A 17,177-nucleotide genomic window follows, 5' to 3' on the forward strand; every position below is an offset into this window, starting at 1 on the left:
GCGGGCGCGACGGTGAGAGGAGCGTTGCGGCGTCCACCGGACCGGGCGAACGAGCAAGCGCGGGGCATGCGGCGCGCCAGGAGCACCGGCTTCATCCGGAACACGACCGGTTGGCGAGCGTCCCGACCCCGCCGCCCTGGCGGCTTCCGCTGTCTCCGCGTGGGGTGTCCGTACGAGCGTCGCGGACTCGCGCCGTCCGAAGCGTGCCTGGAGGCGCTGCGCGCCTTTACACCGCCGCAGAGCCCTCCGCCTCCCTCGTGATCACAGCGACGGACCGGTTGCGTAGCCGTTCAGCCAGGTACTCGATTTCCACGGACGTGCCGACCATGCCGACGGCCCTGAGTTCGGCGGCCGTCAACCGTGCTTCACCGAGCGAGAGGTGGTGCGTTTCGCGCAGGGCCTGCAGCACGGGAACGAGGCTGGCTGCCTCGTTCGCAAGGCGTAGCCACACGGCCCCGTGTCTGGTCAGCAGGGCCTGCCTGATCTCCTCGGGGGCCGGGCCCGTATCCATCTCGCACCATGCGTTCGGGCAGGCTCGGCATTGCCCTTCAACGCCCCACCAGAGCCGACCACGCTCGATGAACTGCCCTACGTCGCGAACCAACTCGCCGCCACAGCTCGCGCACTGCGATGTGAGTGTCACTCCCTGAGTGGCGGTGATCATTGGTCTCGTTCCCTTCGGCACGGATCCGGCTGATCCTGCCGCACACAAGGTGATCCGGCGACCCGATTGTTCGGACATACGAGGTGACAGCGTGCCGGGGTCGTGCGGCAGTTGATATCGGTGGTGCGGGTGGTAGCACCGTCTGTCTGTCTCGTGCACTGGCACGCAAGGGCCTGGAGGGACCTCCCAGGAAGGTGGTCAGTGCTGCGGACCTTGCGGTTCCGCGCCCGGGTCGCCGGCCGTTCGGCGCCGAGCAGTCGGACTGTGCCCAGCGTCCGGTAGCCGGTCAGCGGTGTGAGGGGCCCGGATTCGTCGCGTCGTCAGTACGCCTCCAACGACCAGAGGGCGCCCACCTCGTCGTCGGACACGGCGAGCGGGCAGGCGAGGTCCGCGTAGAGGTCGATGCAGCACCGTCGCCTTGGTCCAGTAAGACGTCCGAGGGGGCGAAGGCGTATGCGGGCATCGTTCCGCGGGCGATGTTGGTGCGGTCCGAGGTCGATCGGACCCAGAGCCGCGGATCAGGGACCGGTCGGCGCAGCACGGCATGGGCATGCGTCCAGCGCCCAGCCTTCGTCTGCCAAGGTCCGGTGGCCACGAACGTGTACCTGGCTTCGAGCAACCGCATTGCCGCCGCGGGCTCGTTCGGCCGGTAAGTCTGCCGCCTGGCCGACTGTCCGGTAAGTGAGACGGGCTTCTTCGCTGTAGCCCCACCGTGTGATGATCCCGGCATGCAGCGGCGTCTCATTATTAGCGCCCGCGTGCCGGCACCGAGGTGACCTGGGGGCGATCCCTCCCAGGCGGCCCCACCGCCCGCACGCAGACCTCTCGCGTTCCGCGAGGGGTCTTTTTGTTTCTCCTCAGCACCCCTGACGCAACGGCCCACCCGGCCTGGCAGACCTGGACAGGAACACTCTCATGACAGACGGCAGCCTTCGAATGTTCGGCACGACGCTGCGCAACGGATCGCAGACCGCGCCACTCCAGGCACAGCGGCCTCCTCAGCCGACCACTGCAATGCCGAATGAGGACGAGGCTTCCCACCCTGACGCCTGCACCATGATCGTGTCGCTCAGGGACACCCCTGGGGCGCTGGGCCGGATTGCCGCGACTCTCAGCAGCACACCCGTGTTGGCACTGTCGTACGTGGTCACGGGCACGGAACATGCTGTCGCCGAGATCCGAGTGCCGCGAGTCTGCGCAACGCGTGCCCGGAACAAGCTGAGCCGCATGGTGGACACCGTCGCGGTTACGGAACCCTGCCGGGTCCTTGCCCGGCACAGCCAGCCGGTGCTCGGCTGAGCTGGCGAAGCCATCTCTGGACACGGCCTCGATGCGGCCCGGCACCGCCTCCGCGCGCCCGGACATTCTCCAGGATTCGTATCCGTGTTCGGTGTCAGGTCTGCACAACGCGCACCCCGACCACCGGCCGAGGCCGGGGGTGGCAACGGCCTCGGCGCGGGTGAGTGGCCGGGTGTGGGGGCTTGCCATGTGGCACCCAGCACCCACCGAGGTGGCCGCTGTCCTCGACCCGACTCTCGACCTGACGCGGGTAGGACGGATCAGGTGGGCGCGTCGAGCAGGTGGGCTCCGTTGTTGCGGACGTTGTTGACGGCAGTGGAGACGGGCCGGGCGTTGAGTCGGCCTTCCGCGGGCCTGGTGAGGAGGGCGCGGAGGTCTTCGGTGTCGTGGTGGTGGGGGTCGAGCCAGGCGTCGTAGTGGTCCGGGGTGAGGGCGAGTGGCATGCGGGGGTGCACGCGCCCGGCCTGGTCGGTGGCCTCGGTGGTGATGATCGTGCAGGTCGTCAGCCAGGCATCCGGGTCGTCGTCGCTGGTGACGTCGGGGTCGCGCCAGTACTCGTACAGGCCTGCCATGGCCATGACCTGACCGTCGTCGGGGTGGATGAAGTAGGGCTGCTTGCGGGTCTTGCCCGTCGCCTCGTCCTTGACCGGGTCCCATTCGTAGAAGCCGTCGGCAGGCAGCAGACAGCGGCGCCTGGCGAACGCACGCCGGTAGGCGGGCTTCTCGTGTACGGTCTCCACCCGCGCGTTGATCATCCGCGCACCGACCTTCGGGTCCTTCGCCCACGACGGCACCAGGCCCCACCGCAGCGCCCGCAGCTCGCGGCGCACCTCGTCTCCGCCGTCGCGACCGGCACGTTCGAGGACGGCATAGACCTTGTCCGTCGGTGCGACGTTCCAGCTCGGCGCCAGCGTCTCCTCGGGACGCCAGACGGTGATCTGGAAGAGCCGGTTCAGGTCCTCAGGACCACGGGTCGAGGTGTATCGGCCACACATGCAGCAACTGTGCCACGACACCCGCCGGCGTTCCTCATGAGAACGGGCTCTGGCTCAACTTCTGTGATGCGGTGCGGTTGCCTGCTGGCACGGCCCAGGCTGCGAGCGGGGGCATCGGCGGCCCGGTCGAGCGCCCGCTGTCAGCGCACGTCACGCGGTGGGCGGCCTGCGCGCTTCGACCACAACGACAGAGAAACGGGGGCCGCGGGCCAACGGGCCAAAAGGCCCGCCGGTCAGGCGACCTTCTGACGCTCGGGCGTCTGCCGCGTCTGCCGCGTCTTCACGCCGCCGACGACGAGCGCCAGCCCCACGACGACGATGCCGAGGTAGGCGGTGGCCGTAAGGTCGACGACTCTGTGCATCCAGCCCCACTCCGTGCCGAAGAAGGTCTGCGAAGCGAAGCTGACCAGCCCCTGGGCTCCTACGACGTAGCCGATGCTTTCGACGGTGTATCCGATGGTTGTTCGCACGGATCAATCCTGTCGCGGCGGCGTCGCAGGATCCTCCTCCGCAGGGCCGAAAAGACAGTAGGCCAAAGGATGCAGTCGCTTGGCGGGAGCACCAGCACAGCACCACGCCGCGGGAGGGGAGTGGCCGACACCAGACTGGCTATGTCGGTGAGTTCCGGCTCTGGCTCGACGTCTGCGCTCAGGCGAAAGCCGATCACGGCCCTCCCGGGCCAGGGTTGTCCTATTCCTCGTCCTCGTCCTCGTCGTCGACAACGGCAAGGTCCTCAAGGATCCTGAGCCGCGCGCGCTCGACGCCCAGGAAACGGACGGCCTCGTCGCGCACCTCGTCGAGCGTGTTCAGCCGTAGGCATCAAAGGCCGGACGGAGCATGAGCGGCCATCGGGTGATCGTCCGTACCGAGTACGTGTCGTCCGAGACAGACCGCGGTGTGACAGGCGCGGCCCCGGGATGTTGCCGTAGAGCTCCACCGCTACGGGGGGAAGGGGGTTGGGCGCCGGTCCGTGACCGGCGCACTTCCACGACACGCCCTTCTGCATGTCGAAGGCGAGGATGTGCCGCTCTGACGAAAGCGAGCCGATGGGCTGGTTCGCGCCTTGGCAGGCCCCGCTGACCAGGCGGTTGAAGCCGTGCGTTCGGTTCACTGAATACCCGCCGCCGTTGGAGCCCGCGCCGGTCTCCGAGTAGCCGCCGATGCACCTGCCGGTGTCCACGTGGGTGATCTCGACGTTGGAGATGGCTGATGCCTAGCCGACAGCACGAGCCTCAGTGCCCCTGCCGGCGACGATGACCTTCATCGTCGCGCCTCGCCTGACCACCTGCCGGTCCCCGCTCACCAGTCCCGGCCGGCGATCAGTTCCTCTCCATCCGCGTCCGCGAACCCGTATGCCGACGCGACACACCAGAACTCCTCGCCGATCCACTCACGCGCAGTCGTCTCGATCTCGCTCCCGGCTGCGTCGAACTCCGCGTCCAGAAGGTTGAATTCCTCCGTCGCGGCGTGGGTGAGCGCGTACAGGGCCTTCAGATCCGACGGCTGATCGGCCTCTATTCGCTCGCACAGCCGCAGCAGGATCGCTGCGCCCCGGTCGACGATGTGATCGGGGAAGTATGAGTCCTCGTACATCTGCCGCAGAAATGTGTGCCCTGCTATCTGCTGGTTTGTGATCGGCATGTGCCCTCCAGGATTTTGACCGCGTCGCCCGGATCCATCTGTTCGTCTTCGCCGCCGTCGATGAACCACAGGACCTCCACCGCGGCCTCGGTAGAAGCACGACGATGGTCTCCCAGTAGATCAACGGCAGAGTCCCGCCATCCCACCACACGCCACTGACAACACCCTCCGTGAGTCCCTGCGGATGGTGGTCCAGAGCGGCATCTCGCCTACTCAGTCGCGCACTTCTGTTCTGACCTCGTACTCTGACCTGGCCCGTTCCGAGAGCTTCACCAAGGCGTCCCGCCCCCGGCCAGGCCCCGTGCCCCACCCGGGCCGTCAGTCGGGCCGTCAGCCGGGCCAAGCCTCCGTCAGGGCGGGGTCGGAGGCATTTCGGTGTCGGGCCGCCTGCAGAACCATTTCGCATGTTCGTATATCTGGAGGATTGTCTTGCCCAGACTTCGTCGCGGCCTCGCGGCTGCCATCGCACTGACTTCACTGGCCGTGCTGCCACCCGGTGCATCAGCTGTGGCAGAGGAATCCAGCGGGACAGCAGAGCACATGCCGCTCGGCCCCGCAGACCTGCAGGCTGTCGCGGAACCGGCCGAGACGTTGGCGCCCGGGGTCACCTACCAGAAGTTCACCCAGGGCCAGGCGTCCGACCTGTGGTCGGTCGAGTTGGAGATCCCGTACCCGAACGGCAAGAGCTGGCGGGTCGGCAACAAGACGTACGCCGACGCCTTGGTCAAGGACCTGGCCGCCCACGGGTTCGCGGGCCGTGTCGACTCCAGGGAGTTGCCCGTCCTGACGGGGAGCGGCAGCCCGTTGTCCGGGCACGCGGTTCGTGTCGGGCAGTTCGCCCCCGCCGAGCAGGCTCTGGCGAACCAGATGAAGGGGTGGCTGGAAACCTCCGGGTACGGCGCCCGCACCATCTATACGGCCCAGGACGGCTCCGCCACCACCGGGCCGTGGCAGGTACAGGTCGTCAGGGTGGATGCCACCGCCGACGTCGCCTTCAAGGCCGTACACGGACAGGCCGTCAGCACGACGCAGACGGTCCGCGACATGGCCGAGGCGGCCGGCGGCCTGGTCGCGGTCAACGGATCCGAGTTCGACATCGATTCGCCGTCCAACAAGGAGTTCTCCGGCTACGACGGCGATCCTGAGGGGCTGTACGTACAGGGCAACAACCTCCTCAGCGAGGCCAACAACGGCCGCACCGCCCTGCTCCTGGAGGGCGCTGGAGGCCGGGTCCGCGTCGACGAGATCACCTCCAGGACGCAGGTGACCGCGCCCGACGGCCAGGTCCGCCAGGTCGACGGCGTCAACCGCGTGCCCGGCCGGATCCGCGGCTGCGGCGGAATCGGTGACGACCACCGCCTCGACGGCAAGGGGGCCAACCCCGAGGGCAAGCCGTGGCGGGGCGTCATGTGCGTCGACGACAACGAAGTCGTGATCTTCCGGCCCGAGTGGGGGACGACGACCCCGCCGCCGCGACCCGAGGTCGGCAACAGCGTCGATGTCGTCATGGACGGCAACTGGACCGTCAAGGAGATACGTCCGGCCGGGGGCCCCATCCCCGCGGGCAGCAGGATCATGCAGGGCATCGGCACCGGGGCGGACTGGCTCCGTGCCCACGCCGTCGTCGGTCAGGCCTTCAAGCCCGGCACCACCATCACCGACTCCCAGGGCAAGTCGGTGACCAGCCCGACCCTCTCCGCGGTCGCAGGCGGCGGCCCCGCCCTGGTTCGCAACGGCGAGGTCCTGGTCAACACGGTTGCCAACGGCATGCACGACGCCGTGTACGGCACCCCGACCAGCGCCATCACCGAGCGCCACCCCCGCACCCTCGCAGGGGTCACCGCCACCGGCGAACTCCTCCTGGTCACCGTCGACGGGCGTTCCCCCGGCACCAGCGTCGGCGTCACCGCCCACGAGGCCGCCGACGTCATGAGGTGGCTCGGCGCCACGGACGCACTCAGCCTGGGCATCGGCGGCGACACCACCCTCGTGGCGAACGACAGCCTTTACAACCGCCCCATGGACAGCTGGACCGCGAGCGGCTCCACTGAACGCAAGGTCGGCAATGCCGTTGTCGTCGTGAAAAAGTAGCAGGCGGCGACCGGCAAGTAGGCAGGCGGCATCCTCCCGCTACGGGGCGTGCCGCCATCAGCCACCTGCCGGGGTCGGCGTGGGCGTGGCCCGTTTCCCGGGTACGCCTACGCCAACAGCGTTCTGCCCGGAGCCGTTGCTGCCAGTGCCAGTGCGCGTCAGACCATCGCTGGGGCGACGGCGATTGATCGACCGAATCCGGGGCGGGTGAGAGCCGGGAAGGCATGGATCAGCCGCCTCAAGCGCAACCGGTGGCGGTCGCCCCCGGTTCGACAAACCCGCCGACCCCTTCGAGGCCACCGTCCCCGTCGTCGCGTTCGGCGAATGGCGGTGAGGGTCGGAGCCGCCGACACCTCCATCTGGTTGGGGGGGCTGGCGGGTGGTCGGGGGTCTACGGTGCTTCGGGGTCGTCCGCGGTCGGTGCCAGTTCGGTGATGAAGGTGCGGAGCTCTTCGGCCTCGGGGACGGCGAGGGCGGTGTAGAGGTCGAGGGCCTGTCGGGCGTGGTCGTGGGCGAGGTCCGGTCGGCCGAGGTCGCGGTGGACGTGTGCCAGGCCCTTGTGGGCTCGGGCCTGTTCGGGGCGGTAGCTGCATTCGCGGGCGAGGGTCAGCGCGGTGTCGTGTTCGGTCGCGGCCAGGGGGAGGTCGCCCATGGAACGGGCGGCTTCCGCAAGGGCGTTGAGGGATTCCGCCTCGTCGCCGGGGAAGTCGTGGTTGCGGCTCAGCTCCAGGGCCTCGTGGTGGTGGCGCCGGGCCTGGTCGTAGTGGCCCTGCCGTTGGTACAGCAGTCCGATGTTGTTCAGGACGATGGTTTCGCCGATGCGGGATCCGGATTCGCGGTATACGCGGAGGGCCTGGCGGTGGTGGTCGTGGGCGTCCTCGTATCGCTCTTGGCGCTCGTGGTCGATGCCGAGGCCGGTCAGGCAGCGGGCTTCGCCGGCACGGTCGCCGAGTTCGCGGAAGAGTGCCAGGGACTCCACGCAGTGGTCGTGGGCCCGGTCGTACTCCCGCCGTCGCCTGGAGACGTCGGCGAGGTTCTGCAGTGCGCGGGCCGCGGCGACTTTGTCGCCGCTCTCGCGCGCGAGGTCCAGGGCGTGCCGGTAGTGCTCGGCCGCTTCCTCGTACGCGCCGTGCCACCAGAAATGGACCTCTCCGAGGTCGATGAGGGTGCGCGCCTCGGCGGTCGTGTCGCCGCTTCGGCGGCTGGCCTGCAGGGCCAGGCCGTGGAGGGTCATGGCGTCGGCCTGGTGGGCGTGGCCCAGCAGGTAGCGGTGCAGGGTGGCGGCCAGTTGGCTGGTGTGCGGGCCCCGGTCGTGGTCGGCGGCGTACTGGCCGGCCGCCATGAGGTTCACGCGTTCGGTGTCCAGCCAGGTGATCGCCTCGGCCTCGTTCCGCGGGGGCCAGGTCGGGGTGTCCGGTGCGGGGATGCGTGGTCTGCGGTTCTTGCCCTCGGGGTACAGGTGGTCGATGGCCGCGCTCGCGGTGTGGAGATAGTGGTGGAGGAGCCGGCCGAGGGCCTCGTGCTGGGCGTTGGGGGGTTCCTGGGCGGCCGCGGTGGCCAGGGCGTGCTCGCGCAGCAGATCGTGGAGGGTGTACCGGCCTGGCTGGTACTGGATCAGGACGTGGGCGTCGAGGAGGTCTTCGAGGAGCATCTCGGCCTCCTCGGGCGGGAGCCCGGCCAGCGCGGCGGCCGCTTCCGGGCTGATGTCGCGGCCCGGCTGCAGTCCCAGAAGCCGGAACATTCGCTGCTGATCGGGCGTCAGCTGTTCGTAGGACAGCGTGAACGCTGCCGCGACTCCCCTCTCCGAGGTGGCCAGCTCGGCCAGTCTGCGGCGCTGGTCGCGGAGCCGGTCCGCCAGGTAGACGACGGTCCAGCGGGGGCGATGGCGCAGGCGGGCGGCGGCGATGCGGACGGCCAGCGGCAGAAAGCCGCACAGTTGCAGGACGTCGAGGACGGCCAGGGGCTCGGCCTCCGCTCGTTCGCCCACGATCGCCGTGAACAGCTCCACGGCGTCCGCGGCGGGCAGCACGTCCACGGACAGGGCGTGTGCTCCGTCCAGGTCGGTCAGCCGTCGGCGGCTCGTGACGAGGAGGAGGGCGCGGGAGGCACCCGGCAGCAACGGGCGTATCTGGTCGGTGCCGAGGGCGTTGTCCAGCACGGCCAGCACCCGACGGCCGGAGAGCTCGGATCGCCACAGCGCGGAGCGGTCGGTGACCGACGCCGGGATGTGCTGTGCGGGCACGCCGAGTTGGCCCAGGAGGATTTCGAGCGCGGCACCGGGGTCGAGCGGCGTCTGCCCGGCGGTGTGGGCCTGCAGGTCCACGAAGAGCTGCCCGTCGGGGAACTGGTCCGCGAGGCGGTGCGCCGCATGGACCGCGAGCGTCGTCTTGCCGACGCCGGCCATCCCGTCGATCGCCGAGATCGTCACGACTCCGCCGCTATTGTTCTCCCACTGGCGGGTCAGCCCGTCGAGCTCGTCCTCGCGTCCGGTGAAGTCCGGGACGTCGTACGGCAGGAAGTTGATCCCCTGCGGCTTCGTGGGCGCGGTGGCCGGTGCCCGGAGGTCGGGTGCGTCCCGGAGGATGTCCTGTTCGAGCTTGCTGAAGGCGTGGCCGGGGTCAAGTCCCTGCTCCTCGGCGATGGTTGACCGGAAGGTCCTGGCCACGTGCAGCGCGTCGGGTTGGCGTCCCGCGCGGTGCAGGGCGAGCATCAGCTGGCAGCAGAGCCGCTCCCGCAGGGGGTGGGCCGCCGCGTGGGCGGTGAGTTCGTCGATGAGCTCGTCGTGGCGGCCCAGGGACAGTTCAAGGTCGGCGAGGCGCTCGACGGCGGTGAGCCGCTGCCCGTTCAGGCGTGCTCTGGCGCCCTGGACATAGTGGGCGGTGATGTCGGCCAGCGGCTCTCCCCGCCACAGGGCCAACGCGCGACGTATCTGGTCCACGGTGCCCCGTGGGTCGTCGGGGGTGTCCGGCGCCTTGACGATCAGGGCGGTGAAGTCGTCCAGATCGAGTTGTCCCGGCTCGGGAGTGATCACGTACCCGGCCGGCCGAGTGGCCAGCATCCGGTCGGCTTCCGAAGCGCGGAGCATCCGTCGGATGGCGGCGATCGTGGTCTGGATCTGCGCGCGGGCGGAGTCCGGCGGCAGCGGCCCCCACATCGCTTCGATCAGGCGGTCCGTGCTGATGGCGACCCCGGCGTGCAGCAGCAGGTAGGCGAGTACCGCGCGATGGCGGGGTGCCAGCCCGGGTGACTCGGGACCGGGAGCCAGGGCCTCCACCGGGCCGAGGATCGTGAACCGCATTCCGTCACTCCGGGGGTCGCCAGCGCGTGCATAGAAGAAGCATCGGGAATGTATCAAGATCGACTGGCAGGGTTCCCGTCATGCAAGCACTCCACACGATCGATCCGGAGACGGCGACCGGTGAAACCGCGGGTCTGTTCACCGCCACGCACCGGGCCCTGGGGGTCGTCCCCAACCTGGCCAAGGTGATGGCCAACAACCCGACCGTACTGAAGGGGTACGTGGACGTCGTCACGGCCCTGGGCACGCAGGGGACCTTGTCGGCGGATGTGCGCGAGCGCATCGCGTTGCTGGTGGCGCAGGAGAACCGATCCGACTACTGCCTGTCCGTGCACGCGTTCCGCGGGACCAGAGTGGTGGGACTGACCACGGCCGAGGCGACCCGTGCGCGGCGGGGCGAGGCCGACGAGCCCTGGGCCGCCGCCGTCCTGGACCTGGCCGCCGCGGTGGTCCGGGACCACGGAGTCGTCTCCGACGCACAGCTTGCCGCGGCCCGGCAGGCCGGCCTCTCCGACGGGCACGTCGTCGAGGTCATCGCCCATGTGGCGCTCAGCGTTTTCACCAACTACCTGGCCACCGCGGCGCGGATCGACATCGACTGGCCGCTCGTACGCCACACCGACTGAGAAATCGCGATGACGTGAAACGTACGCGATGACACAGTCGGGGCCGGATCACCCGAACCGGATCCACCCAGCCCTCCCAAGAACAGGAATCAGAGCCATTTCCACCCAGGAGTCCCCCATCATCACCGCCGTCGCCCTCCCTCAGATCTCCACCGAAGACGCCACCGCCTGGCACGCTGTCGTGGCGGCCTCGCTCGCCGTCGATCTGCCCCAGGAGCCCCAGCCCACGTTCGAGCAGATCCATGCCCAACTCACCGTCACGGGGCGGCACGACCGCCGGCTGCGGTGGCTGGCCACCGCGGCCGACGGCTCGGTCGTCGGTGTGGCCGGGCTCCGGCTGTTCACCTCGCCCGGTCAGAGCCACCTCGCCGAGCTGGAACTGCACGTCACCCCGGACCAGCGGCGCTCCGGTGTGGGCTCGCAGCTGCTGGCCGCAGCCGTGAAGGCCGCACAGGCCGAGCAGCGTCGCAGCCTGGTGGCCGCCGCACCCGGTGACGGACCGAGCGGCGCCTTCTGCACCGCGCACGGCTTCCGGCGTGTACTGGCACTTGACCACCTGCTGCTCGACGTCGCCGACGCCGACACCGCCGAGGCCGACACCGAGCACCCCGGCTACGAGCTGGCCGGCTGGACCGGCACGGTTCCCGACGACCTGGCCGAGGCGTTCGCCGCGGCCAAGAACTCGATGAACGACATGCCCATGGGCGACATGGACTACGGCAGCATGACCTGGACCGCCGACCGGGTCCGCGCCATGGCCGAGGTGCTGGCCGACCGCGGTGATCTGCTGCTGACGACTGCCGTGCTCCGCAAGGGCGAGATGGCCGGATACACCGAGATCGTCATCCGGGCCGGGGAGACCCTCCGGGCCCTGCAGTACGACACCGTCGTGGTGCCCGCCCACCGCGGTCACGGGCTCGGACTGTGGGTCAAGGCCGAGATGGTGCGCAGGCTCCGCGCCGAGCACCCCGGAATCGAGGAGATCGAGACCGACAACGCACAGGAGAACACCCACATGCTCGCCGTGAACCGCCGGCTGGGCTTCCGCTTCCACCGCAGCACCCACGAGTACCAGCTCGACCTGCCCGCCAACTGACCACTCCCCTGCCTGCCTCCTCCCCGTCGTCACCGCTCCACTCCCTCGCCACTCCACATCCTCACCGCTCCACAAGGAGAACGTCCGTTGCAGAAGTTCGAGACCCCCGACCCGATCACCACCGTTCTGGAGATACCCGCCGGCCGCATCAGCCTCCTCGCCTCCGACCGCGCCGAGACCACCGTCCAGGTGCGTCCCGCGGACGCCGCCAAGGGACGCGATGTGAAGGCCGCCGAACAGACCACGGTCGCGTACGGCGACGGCGTGCTGCGCGTCATCGCGCCGGAGGCGAAGAACCAGGTGCTGAGCGGCCTCGGATCCGTCGAGGTGACGGTTCACCTGCCCAGCGGCTCTGGCGTCGAGGCCACCTCCGCCGCCGCCGAGGTGCGTACCGAGGGCCGGCTCGGCGACGTCAGCGTCCACGGCGCCCACCGCCGCATCGAGATCGCCGACGTGGAGGGCCTGCGCCTCACCGCCGTCGACGGCGACGTCCACGTCGGCCGCCTGGGCGGGTCCGCGGAGATCTCCACCGCGCGGGGCGGCATCACCGTCGGCGAGGCGACCCGCGGCACGGTGGTGCTCCGTACTCAGCACGGTGACATCTCGATCGCCGCCGCCCCCGGCAGCTCCGCCACTCTGGACGCCGACGCCCGCCACGGCCGCGTCAGCAACGCCCTGAAGAACGACGGCTCCCCCGTGCTGGACATCAGGGCAACCAGTGGCAACGGTGACATCGCCGCCCGCAGCCTCTGACCCTCTGCGTCCGTCACCGCCTCCTCGCGCGGCCCGACGGTTCCCGAGTGAAACCTCCGCCCCGACCGTTCCACCCCGTCACTTCCACCCGACCAGGGAGCACCCCACCATGTCCCACTTCACCGCAGCAGGTCAGCGCAAGATCCGCGACGTGCTGGCCCGGCACGTGGAGTCCGGCAAGATCCCCGGCGTCGTCGCGCTGTTCAGCAAGGGCGACGAGACGCACGTCGAGACGCACGGCACGATGCGGCACGACGGAGGCGCCCCGATGCGCCGGGACACCATCTTCCGGATGGCCTCCGCCTCCAAGCCGCTCTCGATATCGGCGGCGATGGTGCTCCTGGACGAGTGCCGGCTGCGGCTGGACGACCCCGTCGACCGGTGGCTGCCGGAACTGGCCGACCGTCAGGTGCTGAAGGCGTTCGACGGCCCCATCGACGAGACGGTCCCGGCGCGCCGCCCGGTCACCGTCCGGGACGTACTGACCTCCACCTTCGGCCTCGGGATGGACTTGACCTCGATCGGGACGCCGATCATGAACGAGGTCTTCGCACAGGGGCTGACGCCCAACCTGCCCACTCCGATGCCCGATCAGGACGAGTGGCTGCGCCGCCTCGGCGCGCTGCCGCTGATGCACCAGCCCGGCGACCACTGGCAGTACCACATCGCCAGCGACCTGGCCGGTGTGCTGGTCTCCCGGGTGACCGGCCAGTCCTTCGACGAAGTGCTGCGCGAGCGCGTCCTCGGCCCGCTGGGGATGAAGGACACCGGCTTCCACGTCCCGGACGAGAAGGCCGACCGCATGCCGGTCCTCTACGCGCCCGACCCGGCGTCCGGCGAGTTCCATGTGTGGGACGAGTCCAAGGGCGGCCGGTGGAACAGTCCTCCGGCGTTCCAGGGCGGCGGGGGCGGTCTGGTCTCCACCGCGGACGACTACCACGCCTACTTCAGGATGCTGCTGAACGGCGGCAGGCACGGCGGCGAGCGGATCCTGTCCCGGCAGGCGGTGGAGCTGATGACCACCAACCGCCTGGCCCCCGTGCAGAACGCCGCCCGCACCGAGCTGGCCACCAACAACGTCCACATCTCCTACGGTCAGGGGCAGCACGGAGGCTGGGGCTTCGGGATGGCGGTACGGACCTACCGCGGCGACTACGCGCCCGTCGGCCAGTTCGGCTGGGACGGCGGCGCCGGCACCTCCACGTACGCCGACCCCGTCAACAACGTCGTCGGCGTCCTCCTCACCCAGGTCGGCACCTCCGCCCCCCACTCGATCCACCTCATGCACGACTTCTGGACGACCCTCTACCAGGCGATCGAGGAGTAACCCCCCCCGCAGAACTACCGACGGTGCCCGAACCGCCCCGCAGTGCCGGGGCGGAGCGGCGCATTCCCGGCCCTTCAGGCGATGAGCAGGCGGAGGCCGAGATCTGCCGCGTCGAGGTCGGCGAGGTCGCTGTTGCGCTCGGCCCACCGGCCGGATTCGAGGTCCTCGCCGAGGCTTCGCACCGCCCGCTGCTCGGCCTCGGGCCCGACTTTCGTCCACACCGACATCGCACGGCGCACGTGGTCCTCCAGATACGCCTCCGGCCGACGCCAGTACGCCTCGAACAGGCCATCGGCGCAGTCCCACGGGATGGGCACCGGCTCAGCGCGGGCGCCGATCGCTTCGGCCATCCCGGCGAGCGAGGGAAATTCCGCGAGGACGGCGGCGAACTCGGGCAGGTAGTCGCGGGTGAGCCAGAACCGGTCCTGCCATCCGGGCTCGTCGGTGTCGAACGTGAGCACCACCACGCGGCGGCCCACGCGCCGCATCCCGCGCAGCCCCGCCAGCGGGTCCCCCCAGTGGTGAACGGTGGAGACCGCCATCGCCACGTCGAAGGACTGATCCGCGAACGGCAGGCTCTCCGCGGCGGCGGCCACGCACGGCGCCGAGCCGGCTGGCCGTTGCGCCCGCATGACCGCCGATGGCTCCACCGCGGTCACGTCGCGGTCGAGGGGCTCGTAGGAGCCGGTGCCGGCCCCGACGTTCAGGACCGTCCGCGCGTCCCCGAGGGCGCCCCAGATCTGCGCGGCGATCTGCGGCTCGGTACGCCGTGTCGCGGTGTAGGCGCCGCCGATCGCGTCGTACAGCCGTGCACCGAGCACCTCCAGTTGTTCCTCCGGTGTCACCTTCAGTCCCTTCGCTCGTGCCTCAAGTTCCCTGTCGATGGCCGCCACCATGGCGTCGGCGCGATCACGCCGCTCCAGCACCAGGCCGCGCAGTCGGCGCAGGTGCGCGACCGTGTCCGTGGACGGGTCGTCGACCAGTTCCGCCACCTCCCGCAGTCCGAAGCCCAACCGCCGATATGCCAGCACCTCCCGCAGCCGCTCGACGTCGCCCGCGGAATAGGCCCGGTACCCGGCCTCGGTCCGCGCCGACGGCCGTACGAGCCTGATCTCGTCGTAGTGGTGCAACGTGCGGACGCTCACGCCGGCGAGCTCGGCCACGTGTCCCACGGTCCAGTGATCTTCCACGGCACCGACTATGCGGCCTGACGTCACGTGAGGGTCAAGAGCCTCAGTCGCGGCGGCCGGAAGCGAACGCGCGGCAATGGGGGGGCTGTTCCGGCGGACGAGCACCGGATTTGGCGGTCGGTCAGACGAGATCGAGCAGGGTGAGCCGTTCCATCGGCACGTAGTCGAGCAGGGCGGAGTCCCAGTGGGTCGCCCACACCGAGCCGTCGCGTGCCACGGCGAGGACCTCGACGTCCCCGGCGCCCTGGCAGCACGCGGTGACGATGTGGGCGAGCTTCCGCGGCGTCCCGCCGATCCGCCGGAGCGCGGTCCAGACGCCCGTCGCCGTCGTCAGGAACGTGTTGTAGAGCATGCCGTCGCGGCCGATGACGAACACGTCGAGGAACTCGGGCGAGCGGCTCGTCGCGGCGATCCGGGAGGAGGGCTCCAACGGCACGGCCCCGCCGCCGATCTCGCGCGTGGTGCCCCAGAGCGAGGCCGCGGTCCACGGGGTGCTGTAGAGCCGGAGCTTCGGATCGCCGTCGCGGCGCCCGATGAACGGGACCTCGATGAGGTCGGGGCCGGGACTGCACGGCGCGAGGTTCGTCATCGGGTGAGCGCGGACGAGAAGGTCCCCGATGGCGAAGGAGTCGCTCCAGTTCCCCGGCCCGAGGGAGAAGGACGTACGCGGCACGGAGTCGCTGCTCACCCAGAACAGGTCCAGGAGGCCGGTCTTGCGGCTCAGCGCGGCGAGGCCGTTCGTACGGAGCACGAAGGGCGCGACGGGCCCGGCCGGGGCGCGGAGGTGGTCGGGGTCGGTCCAGGTCCGCGTGGCCTCGTCCCAGCGGCTGCCCGCGATGTCGGCGGCCTGCCGGTCGTGGACGAACACCTCGGGTGCCCCTCCTTGGCGCCGGGCGATCACGACACCCGCGAGCGGGTCGATGAGCACCGTGTCGCTCTCGGGCACGTTGAACTCCTGCCAGGCCCCGGAAACCGCGTGCCGGAAGGTGTGGACGTGCCAGGTGCGGTCGTCGCCGTTGTCCCAGAGGGCGAGCCCGGCGAGCCAGTCGGTCAGCGCCGACATCGGCGCGAACGGGTTGAGGGAGGCCGTCGAGACCGATCCGTCGAGATCGGCGTCGAGCGTGGCCGCGCCCGGCGACCACGTCACCCTGACGGCCTTGCCCCGGCGCACCGCGAACGCCCCGAGCCGGTCGGTCGTGCCGGGCGCGCCGACGACGGGCCCGCCGCGCACTTCGACGGGCTGGTTCCCGCTCTCGGGGAAGGCGGGGTTGCGTACGACGGCGACGTCCGTGTCGATGTCGGGGAACCCGGCGATGGGGCCTCCGGCGGGCCGCTCGACATTGATCCGCCACTGCCGGGCGATCGCGTCCCGGTCCGGCGGCTCGCCGTCGGTGCTGTCGATGGGCGGCGTCGCGAGCTCCACCTTGCCGTCCACGATCGTGATGCCGCCGGCGCTCGCCGGAAGCACGTTGACGTTCCACACGTACAGGCCCGGGCACTCCTCGCGGAAGGCGAACGAGGACGGAGGATGGCAGTAGACGCCGGGCCGGTATCCGAGTTCGGCGAGCCGGTGGAACCAGGCGGAGCAGTACTCCCGGCCCTCCTTCACCGGCGGGCTGCCTGCCTCCCAGTCCAGATAGATCACCGAGCCCTGCGGGAGACCCGCGCTCGTCGCCTTCACGGCGGCGTCCTCGGCGTTCGCCACCGCGATCTGCACCCGGAGGTCGATCGGCCCGTCCGCGTTGGTCGGGGCCTGCTGTCCCCAGTAGATCGGCAGGAGCCCCCACACCGGCCGCAGGTCGAACCATCCGTTCATCCAGCCGCCCACGGGATGGGCGCCGACGCCGCCCATCCGGTTGTGGCCGTTCCGCGGCTTCGTGACCGCGATCTCGCCGACGGCCGGGGCCGGCGAATCGAGGTACATGCCCGTCCAGTAGATGTTGGAGAGTTCCCAGATCGCTTCCATCACGGGCTTCCCCGGATACGTGCCCGTGTCCATTCCGGCGTAGAGCATGGCGGTCCTCTCCCCGGCCGCCCCAGGGCGCGTACGCCCGTGACGCCGGGGCACGTACTGCCTCCTTCCACCAGCATGGCCCCGGTGGCCACGTTCCTGCCACCAGAGGCAGGCCCTGTGAGCGCTCGCGGGTGCGGGCGAGCACGGCGGACCGGCATGTCCATCAGGTCCGGTCCACCGCTC

13 protein-coding genes are annotated in these 17,177 nt (G+C 70.2%); 6 read left to right on the forward strand and 7 right to left on the reverse strand.

All coding sequences use genetic code 11. The features are described from left to right. Nucleotides 1-226: 226 nt before the first annotated feature. Nucleotides 227-664, reverse strand: a complete 438-nt coding sequence (locus tag OG514_RS33540; protein WP_266901229.1) for a hypothetical protein — start codon at nucleotides 662-664, stop codon at nucleotides 227-229. A 915-nt stretch (nucleotides 665-1,579) separates the two neighbouring features. On the opposite strand from OG514_RS33540, the gene OG514_RS33545 reads away from it, so the two are divergent. Next, entirely contained in the window at nucleotides 1,580-1,963 is a 384-nt protein-coding gene (locus tag OG514_RS33545; protein ID WP_266901230.1) for a hypothetical protein, read from the forward strand. A 260-nt stretch (nucleotides 1,964-2,223) separates the two neighbouring features. Here the strand turns inward: OG514_RS33545 and OG514_RS33550 are convergent, their stop codons facing one another. From OG514_RS33550 to OG514_RS33560, 3 genes are all read right to left on the reverse strand, one after another. Further along, entirely contained in the window at nucleotides 2,224-2,958 is a 735-nt protein-coding gene (locus OG514_RS33550) for an SOS response-associated peptidase (RefSeq protein ID WP_266901231.1), read from the reverse strand. Between the two features lie 233 nt (nucleotides 2,959-3,191). After that, nucleotides 3,192-3,428 carry a hypothetical protein gene (locus tag OG514_RS33555; protein WP_266901232.1) on the reverse strand — a complete coding sequence of 79 codons (237 nt, stop codon included), beginning with the start codon at nucleotides 3,426-3,428 and terminating at the stop codon, nucleotides 3,192-3,194. 829 nt (nucleotides 3,429-4,257) lie between these two features. Next, nucleotides 4,258-4,599, reverse strand: a complete 342-nt coding sequence (locus OG514_RS33560) for a DUF5713 family protein (protein ID WP_266901233.1) — start codon at nucleotides 4,597-4,599, stop codon at nucleotides 4,258-4,260. A 507-nt stretch (nucleotides 4,600-5,106) separates the two neighbouring features. On the opposite strand from OG514_RS33560, the gene OG514_RS33565 reads away from it, so the two are divergent. Then, the gene (locus tag OG514_RS33565) at nucleotides 5,107-6,690 is read left to right on the forward strand and encodes a phosphodiester glycosidase family protein (RefSeq protein ID WP_266901234.1); all 1,584 of its coding nucleotides are present in this window, start codon (nucleotides 5,107-5,109) and stop codon (nucleotides 6,688-6,690) included. A 391-nt stretch (nucleotides 6,691-7,081) separates the two neighbouring features. On the opposite strand, the gene OG514_RS33570 is transcribed toward OG514_RS33565, so the two are convergent. Then, nucleotides 7,082-9,988, reverse strand: a complete 2,907-nt coding sequence (locus OG514_RS33570; protein ID WP_266901235.1) for a BTAD domain-containing putative transcriptional regulator — start codon at nucleotides 9,986-9,988, stop codon at nucleotides 7,082-7,084. A gap of 80 nt (nucleotides 9,989-10,068) precedes the next feature. Here OG514_RS33570 and OG514_RS33575 point away from each other — a divergent pair, with 80 nt between their 5' ends. The 4 genes from OG514_RS33575 to OG514_RS33590 all read left to right on the forward strand — a co-directional run bounded on the left by OG514_RS33575 (nucleotide 10,069) and on the right by OG514_RS33590 (nucleotide 13,790). Beyond that, nucleotides 10,069-10,614, forward strand: coding sequence for a carboxymuconolactone decarboxylase family protein (locus OG514_RS33575; protein ID WP_266901236.1), 546 nt, complete (start codon nucleotides 10,069-10,071; stop codon nucleotides 10,612-10,614). A gap of 28 nt (nucleotides 10,615-10,642) precedes the next feature. Continuing rightward, nucleotides 10,643-11,710, forward strand: coding sequence for a GNAT family N-acetyltransferase (locus OG514_RS33580; RefSeq protein ID WP_266901237.1), 1,068 nt, complete (start codon nucleotides 10,643-10,645; stop codon nucleotides 11,708-11,710). 87 nt (nucleotides 11,711-11,797) lie between these two features. Then, on the forward strand, nucleotides 11,798-12,463 hold the full coding sequence (locus OG514_RS33585) for a DUF4097 family beta strand repeat-containing protein (RefSeq protein ID WP_266901238.1): 666 nt from the start codon (nucleotides 11,798-11,800) through the stop codon (nucleotides 12,461-12,463). Between the two features lie 109 nt (nucleotides 12,464-12,572). Further along, nucleotides 12,573-13,790, forward strand: a complete 1,218-nt coding sequence (locus tag OG514_RS33590; protein WP_266901239.1) for a serine hydrolase — start codon at nucleotides 12,573-12,575, stop codon at nucleotides 13,788-13,790. A 74-nt stretch (nucleotides 13,791-13,864) separates the two neighbouring features. Here the strand turns inward: OG514_RS33590 and OG514_RS33595 are convergent, their stop codons facing one another. Both OG514_RS33595 and OG514_RS33600 read right to left on the reverse strand, forming a co-directional pair. After that, on the reverse strand, nucleotides 13,865-14,962 hold the full coding sequence (locus OG514_RS33595; RefSeq protein WP_266902261.1) for a MerR family transcriptional regulator: 1,098 nt from the start codon (nucleotides 14,960-14,962) through the stop codon (nucleotides 13,865-13,867). 139 nt (nucleotides 14,963-15,101) lie between these two features. Continuing rightward, the gene (locus OG514_RS33600; protein ID WP_266901240.1) at nucleotides 15,102-16,994 is read right to left on the reverse strand and encodes a glycoside hydrolase domain-containing protein; all 1,893 of its coding nucleotides are present in this window, start codon (nucleotides 16,992-16,994) and stop codon (nucleotides 15,102-15,104) included. Between the last annotated feature and the right edge of the window lie 183 nt (nucleotides 16,995-17,177).

This window comes from Streptomyces sp. NBC_00572, from assembly GCF_026341815.1.
Taxonomy (GTDB): Bacteria; Actinomycetota; Actinomycetes; order Streptomycetales; family Streptomycetaceae; genus Streptomyces.